This is a genomic window from Streptomyces sp. AcH 505, assembly GCF_000818175.1.
In the GTDB taxonomy this organism is placed as follows: Bacteria; Actinomycetota; Actinomycetes; order Streptomycetales; family Streptomycetaceae; genus Streptomyces.
Genome location: NZ_JTIY01000001.1, coordinates 5,196,741 through 5,203,956, shown reverse-complemented (window position 1 = coordinate 5,203,956; position 7,216 = coordinate 5,196,741). Strand labels below are relative to the sequence as shown.

Sequence of the window (7,216 nt, the reverse complement as noted above, 5' to 3'; positions counted from 1 at the left end):
ATCTCGCCCTGGGAATGACCCACCACCGCGTCCGGCACCACACCGACCGAAGACCACATCGCGGCCAGCGACACCATCACGGCCCACAACACCGGCTGCACGACGTCCACCCGGTCAAGTCCCGGCGCCCCTACCTCACCACGCAACACCCCGGTCAACGACCAGTCCACGTACAACCCCAGCGCCCGCTCGCACTCACTCAACCGCGCAGCGAACACCTCGTCGGAGTCCAGCAGCTCCACCGCCATACCCGCCCACTGGGAACCCTGACCAGGGAACACGAACACCACACGGCCAGCCGAGCCGGCCACTCCCTCCACCACACCAGGGAACGGCACACCCTCGGCCAACGCAGCCAGACCATCACCCAGCTCGACACCCGCACCGCCCACAACCACCGCGCGATGCTCGAACACCTCACGCGACACCACCAACGAATAGCCCACATCAGCTACCGACCCCGCGCCCACCAACCCGCCCAACCGCCCCGCCTGCCCCCGCAACCCACCAGCACTCCGCGCGGACAACACCCACGGCACCACACCACCAGCAACCACATCCACACCCGCCGGCTCCACCGGAACCACCCCAGGAGCTTCCTCCAACACCACATGCGCGTTCGTACCGCTCATGCCGAAGGAGGACACGCCCACGCGGCGCGGTTCGTCCGAGGCGGGCCACGGGCGCGGCTCGGTGAGGAGTTCGACGGCGCCTTCGGACCAGTCGATGTGCGGCGACCGCTCCTCGGCATGGAGGGTGCGCGGCAGGATGCCGTTGCGCAGGGCCATCACCATCTTGATGATGCCCGCGGCGCCCGCGGCGGCCTGGGTGTGGCCGATGTTGGACTTCACCGAGCCCAGCCACAGCGGCCGGTCCTCCGGACGGCCCTGGCCGTACGTCGCCATCAGGGCCTGCGCCTCGATCGGGTCGCCCAGCGGCGTACCCGTACCGTGCGCCTCGACCGCGTCGATCTGCGCCGGCGCTATCCGGGCGTCGGCCAGCGCCTGCCGGATGACGCGCTGCTGCGACGGGCCGTTCGGGGCTGTCAGACCGTTGCTCGCACCGTCCTGGTTGATCGCCGAACCACGCACCACCGCCAGCACCGGATGGCCGTTCCGCCGTGCGTCCGACAGCCGCTCCACGAGGAACACGCCCGCACCCTCGGCGAGCGCCATGCCGTCGGCGTCGGAGGCGAACGCCTTGCACCGTCCGTCCTTGGCGAGCCCCCGCTGGCGGCTGAAGCCGATGAACGTGCCGGGCGAGGACAGCACGGCCACCGCTCCGGTCAGCGCCAGGTCGCAGTCACCGTTACGCAGTGCCCGCACCGCCAGGTGCAACGCGACCAGCGACGACGAGCAGGCGGTGTCGATCGTGACGGCAGGGCCTTCGAGGCCCAGGCTGTAGGAGATGCGGCCCGACACGACGCTCGTGGCGACGCCGGTCATCAGGTAACCCTGAAGCTCGGGCGGGGCCTTTTCCATGAAGGTGAGGAACTCGCCGCTGTTCGCGCCGACGAACACACCGGTCCTGCTGCCGTGCAACGTGGCCGGGACGATGCCAGCCCGCTCGATCGCCTCCCACGACGTCTCCAGCAACAGTCGCTGCTGCGGGTCCATCGCCGTCGCCTCGCGCGGGCTGATGCCGAAGAAGGCCGGGTCGAACTCGGTGACGTCGTGGACGAACCCGCCCTCACGGACGTACGACGTGCCGGGTGTGTCGGGGTCCGGGTCGTACAGCGTCTCCAGGTCCCATCCCCGGCCCTCGGGGAAGCGGGATATGGCGTCCGTCCCCTCGGCCACGAGCCGCCACAGGTCCTCGGGGCTGTTGGCCCCGCCCGGGTAGCGGCAGCCCATGCCGATGATCGCGATCGGCTCGTGGTCCTTCTCGTCCGCCGCCTGGAGCCGCCTCTTGCTGTCGTGGAGCTCGGCCGTCACGCGCTTCAGGTAGTCGACCAGCTGCGCTTCACTCGCCATCTGCTTCTGCCTTCCTAGCTGTCGCTCACTCAGGCGAGCCCGAGCTCGTTGTCAATGAAGCTGAGGACTTCGTCCGCGGTCGCCGACTCAAGCCGGTCGCCCATGTCCTCACCGGCCAGATCGGAGCCCGGCTGCTTCTCCTTCCAGGCGGCCAGCAGGAGTTCGAGCCGGGCCGTGATGTCCTGCGGGCTCTCGCAGTCGGCTGCGGCGGAGGCGAGTGTGGCCTCGATCTTGTCGAGTTCGGCCAGCACCAGCAGTCCGGCGCTGTGGGCGGGCGGTGCGATCTCCGTGAGGAGATGCCCGGCGAGCACGATCGGTGTGGGGTAGTCGAAGACGAGGGTCGCGGGCAGTTTCAGCCCGGTGGCGGCCTTGAGCCGGTTGCGGAACTCGACCGCGGTGAGCGAGTCGAAGCCGATCTCGTTGAAGGCGCGTCCGGGATCGACGGCCCCCGCTCCGGCGAACCCGAGCACGGCGGACACGTGGACCCGTACCAACTCCACGATCGCGGGCAGCCGTTCGGCTTCGGGCAGCGAGGCGAGCCGCTCGGTGAGCGACTCGTCCTGGCGCGCGTCCGCCTCCAGCACCCGGCGGGTCGGTATCCGCACCAGTCCGCGGAAGAGCGGATGCCCGAAGCCCTTGGCGGCGCCCGCGCGCAGCGCCGTCAGGTCGACCCGCATCGGGACGAGGGCCGGCTCGTCCAATTCCATCGCCTGGTCGAGGAGTTCGAGTCCCTGCTCGGGAGTGAGCGCCAGCATTCCGGAGCGGGCGAGCCTGCTCAGATCGGCCTCGTCCAGATGGCCCGTCATTCCGCTGCCGTCGAGCTGCGCCCACAGGCCCCAGGCGAGGGAGGTGGCCGGCAGCCCTTCGGAGCGGCGGTGCCGGGCGAGGGCGTCAAGGAACGTGTTGGCGGCGGCGTAGTTGCCCTGCCCCGCGTTGCCGAACACCCCGGCGGCGCCCGAGTAGAGGACGAACTCCGCGAGGTCGAGATGCGCGGTGAGCTCGTGCAGGTTGACCGCCGCGTCGACCTTCGGCCGCAGTACCGCGGCCAGGCGCTCCGGATTCAGCGATCCGACGACCCCGTCGTCGAGGACGCCGGCGGTGTGGACGACGCCGGTGAGCGGGTGTTCAGAGGGCAGTTCCGCGAGCAGCGCGGCCAGCGCGTCACGGTCGGCCGCGTCGCAGGCGGCGATCCGTACGAAGGCGCCCAGCGCCGTCAGCTCCCGCTCCAGTTCCGCCGCGCCGGTGGCGGCGATGCCGCGCCGGCCGGCCAGAACCAGGTGCCGTACGCCGTACCGGGTGACAAGGTGGCGCGCCGCGAGGGCGCCGAGCGCTCCGGTGCCTCCGGTGACGAGCACGGTGCCGTCCGGGTCGAGTGCGGGCGGCGCGGTCAGGACGACCTTGCCGATGTGCTGGGCCTGGGCGACGTACCGGAACGCCTCGGGCGCACGGCGGACGTCCCAGCTGCGGACGGGCATCGGCCGCAACGAGCCCTGCTCGAAGAGGACGACGATCTCGGTGAGTATCTGTCCCACGCGTGCGGCGTCGAGCGCGGTGAGGTCGAACGCGCTGTAGTCGACGCCCGGGTGGGCCGTGGCCAGCTCCTCCTCGCCGCGCACGTCCGTCTTGCCCATCTCGACGAACCGGCCGCCGCGCGGCAGCAGTCGCAACGAGGCGTCGACGAACTCGCCGGCCAGGGAGTTGAGTACGACGTCCATGCCCCGGCCGCCGGTCGCGGCCTTGAACGTCTCCTCGAACTCCAGCGTGCGGGAGGAGGCGACCCGTTCACCGGACAGCCCCAGGCCATACAGCGCGTCCCACTTGGCCGGACTGGCCGTCCCGTAGACCTCGGCCCCCAGATGGCGGGCGAGCTGCACGGCGGCCATGCCGACTCCCCCGGCGGCCGCGTGCACCAGCAGGGACTCACCGGCGGTGAGCCCGGCGAGGTCGACCAGGGCGTGGTACGCGGTGGTGAAGGCGACCGGCACCGAAGCGGCCTGCGGGAAGGACCAGCCTCCGGGGATACGGACGAGCGTGCGCCGGTCCGTGACCACGTGCCGCGCGAAGCCGCCTTCCAGGATGCCCATCACCCGGTCCCCCGGCGCCAGTTCGGTCACGTCGTCAGCGACCTCGACGACAACTCCCGCGCCTTCGCCGCCCATTGGCGCGTCGCCGGGGTACATGTCCAGGGCGATCAGCACATCGCGGAAGTTCAGACCCATGGCGTGCAGCGCGACCCGCACCTCACCGGGACCGAGCGGCGCGATGTCCTGGGCGAGCAGGGCCAGGTTGTCGACCGTGCCGCGACTGGTCACATCGAGCCGCCAGTTCGGGGCTCCGGCGGGCGGTACCAGCGAACTGCCGGGGACCGCCCCGGCCCTGGCGAGCCGCGGTGTGTACATCGCCCCTTCGCGGAGGGCGAGTTGGTCCTCACCGCGCGCGAGCGCAGCGGGCAGGAGCCGGTACGAGGCGTCGTCCGCGTCGATGTCGAGCAGGACGATCCGCTCCGGGTTCTCCGACTGCGCGGACCGGATCAGGCCCCAGGCCGCCGCGTGCGCCAGATCGGCTACTCGCTCGTCGCCGGCGGCCGCGACGGCCCCGTGGGTGATGACGACCAGTGATGTGGACGCGAAGCGTTCCTCGGCGAGCCAGGCCTGGAGGAATGCCAGCACGCGGGACGTCGTCTCGTGGACCTCCTCGGCCAGGCCGCCGACACCGCCCGAGCCCTGGGTTGTCGCCCGTCCCCAGGTGACGACCACCCGGTCCGGGACCGTGGCCGAGGCGACAAGAGCGTCAAGGCTGTCGTGGCCCTCGGCGCTGATGCCGGCGCGTGCCAGTTCCGCGGCGGTGGCGATGTGGTTGTCGTCGATGACCGCCCACCGCGTCGTGCCCGGCTGCTCCTCGGCTCCGTCGACCGGCACGGCGGCCCACTCGACGGTGAAGAGGGAGTCGTTACGGACCTGCGCGCCGGCCGAGGGCAGCTCGGCCGGCACCGGACGCATCACCAGGGAGTCGACGCGGGCGACCGGCGCACCGGCCGGGTCGGAGACCGTGAGTGCCACCCGGCCGGCCTCTCCGGGCGTGAGCCGGACCCGCAGGGCGGTGGCGCCTGTCGCGTAGAGGCGTACGCCGGACCAGGCGAAGGGCAGCAGCGGCCCGGACGAGCCGTCCTCGGTGACACCGCCCAGAGCGACGGCGTGCAGGGCGGAGTCCAGCAGCGCGGGGTGCAGTCCGAACGCCGCGCCCGCGTCTCCTCGTACGTCTTCCGGCAGCGCGACCTCGGCGAACAGCTCCTGGCCCCTGCGCCATACGGCCTTCAGACCGCGGAAGACCGGCCCGTAGTTCAGACCTGCCTCGTCGAGCCAGGCGTAGAAACCTGTCGTGTCGACCGACTCCGCCCCCTCGGGGGGCCAGACCGGTCCTTCCGGCAACGGCTGGGGGGCGGTGTCGGTGGTGAGGAAGCCGGTGGCGTGGCAGGTCCAGGGTTCGTCGGCTGCGGCATCGGCGGACCGGCCGTGGACAGCAAGTGCTCTGCGCCCGTCATCCTCCGGGGCGCCGACAGCCAACTGAAGCTGCACCGCGCCCCGTTCGGGAACTATGAGCGGCGCCTGGAGTGTCAACTCCTCCACGAGGTCACAACCGACCTCGTCACCGGCCCGGATCGCCAGCTCCACAAAACCCGTACCCGGCAACAGAACGCTTCCGTTGACCCTGTGGTCCGCCAGCCACGGATGCGACCTGAGCGACAACCGCCCGGTGAGTAGCGCGCCTTCACTGTCGGCGAGCGCAACCGTCGCACCGAGCAAGGGATGACCTACCGAACCGAGGCCGGCCGCCGCGACATCACCGGCGCGCTGTCCTGAACTCTCCAGCCAGTAGTGCTGGTGCTGGAAGGCGTAGGTCGGCAGGTCCACGACACGGGGACCGGGCTGCCCAGCCTGGGCGAAGAACGCTGCCCAGTCGACGTCCCCGCCCCGCACCCACAACTCCGCAGCGGAGGTCAGGAACCGGGCCATGCCGCCCTCGTCGCGGCGGAGCGTGCCGACCGCCACCACCTCGCTGCCCGCGTCCTCCGCCGTCGCCTGAACGGCCGTCAACAGCACCGGATGGGCGCTCACCTCCACAAACACGCCATGGCCCGCGCCCAACAACGAACGGATCGAGGGCTCCAGCCGCACGGTCCCCCGCAGGTTCCGGAACCAGTAGCCGGCATCCAGCCCCGTCGTGTCCAACCAGTCGGATGTCACTGTCGAGAAGAACGGCACGTCACCGCTGCGCGGCGTGATCGAACCGAGTACGTCCAGCAGCTCCGCTTCGATCGATTCCACATGAGCAGAGTGGGACGCGTAATCGACTTCGATACGACGTGCCCGTACCCCTGCCGCTTCGTACCCGGCGACCAGCGTGTCCAGCAGCCCGGCGTCACCGGAGACCACCGTCGACGACGGACCGTTCACGGCCGCCACGCAAACCTCTCCGCCCAGTTCGCGAAGGCGTTCCTCCACCGCGTCCGCCGCAAGCGGGACCGACACCATGCCCCCGCGCCCGGACAGTCCGACCAGTGCCCGGCTACGCAGGGCCACCACCCGCGCACCGTCCTCCAACGACAACCCGCCCGCCACAACAGCGGCAGCGATCTCGCCCTGGGAATGACCCACCACCGCGTCCGGCACCACACCCACCGAAGCCCACATCGCGGCCAGCGACACCATCACCGCCCACAACACCGGCTGCACCACATCCACCCGGTCCAACCCCGGCGCATCTACGTCACCACGCAACACCCCGGTCAACGACCAGTCCACGTAAAGACCCAGCGCCCGCTCGCACTCACTCAGCCGCGCGGCAAACACCTCGTTGGAGTCCAGCAGCTCCACGGCCATACCTGCCCATTGAGACCCCTGGCCAGGGAACACGAACACCACACGCCCAACCGAACCGGCCACCCCCTCCACCACACCAGGGAACGGCACACCCTCGGCCAGCGCTCCCACACCATCAGCCAACTCCGCGCCGCCACCGCCCACAACCACCGCGCGATGCTCAAACACCCCACGCGACACCACCAACGAATAGCCCACATCAGCTACCGACCCCGCGCCCACCAACCCGCCCAACCGCCCCGCCTGCCCGCGCAACCCACCAGCACTCCGCGCAGACAACACCCACGGCACCACACCACCAGAAACCACACCCACCGGCTCCACCGGAACCACCCCAGGAGCCTCCTCCAACACCACATGCGC

General features: G+C 70.8%; 2 protein-coding genes. Both read right to left on the bottom strand.

Translation table 11 applies throughout. The features are described from left to right. Positions 1–1,973, bottom strand: a 1,973-nt coding sequence (locus tag HY68_RS23595; RefSeq protein ID WP_041991939.1) for a type I polyketide synthase, incomplete at its 3' end; no start/stop codon positions are given. Between the two features lie 29 nt (positions 1,974–2,002). After that, positions 2,003–6,886 (bottom strand): SDR family NAD(P)-dependent oxidoreductase, encoded by a 4,884-nt coding sequence (locus HY68_RS43975; protein WP_277816778.1) that lies wholly within the window; start codon positions 6,884–6,886, stop codon positions 2,003–2,005. Positions 6,887–7,216 lie beyond the last annotated feature (330 nt).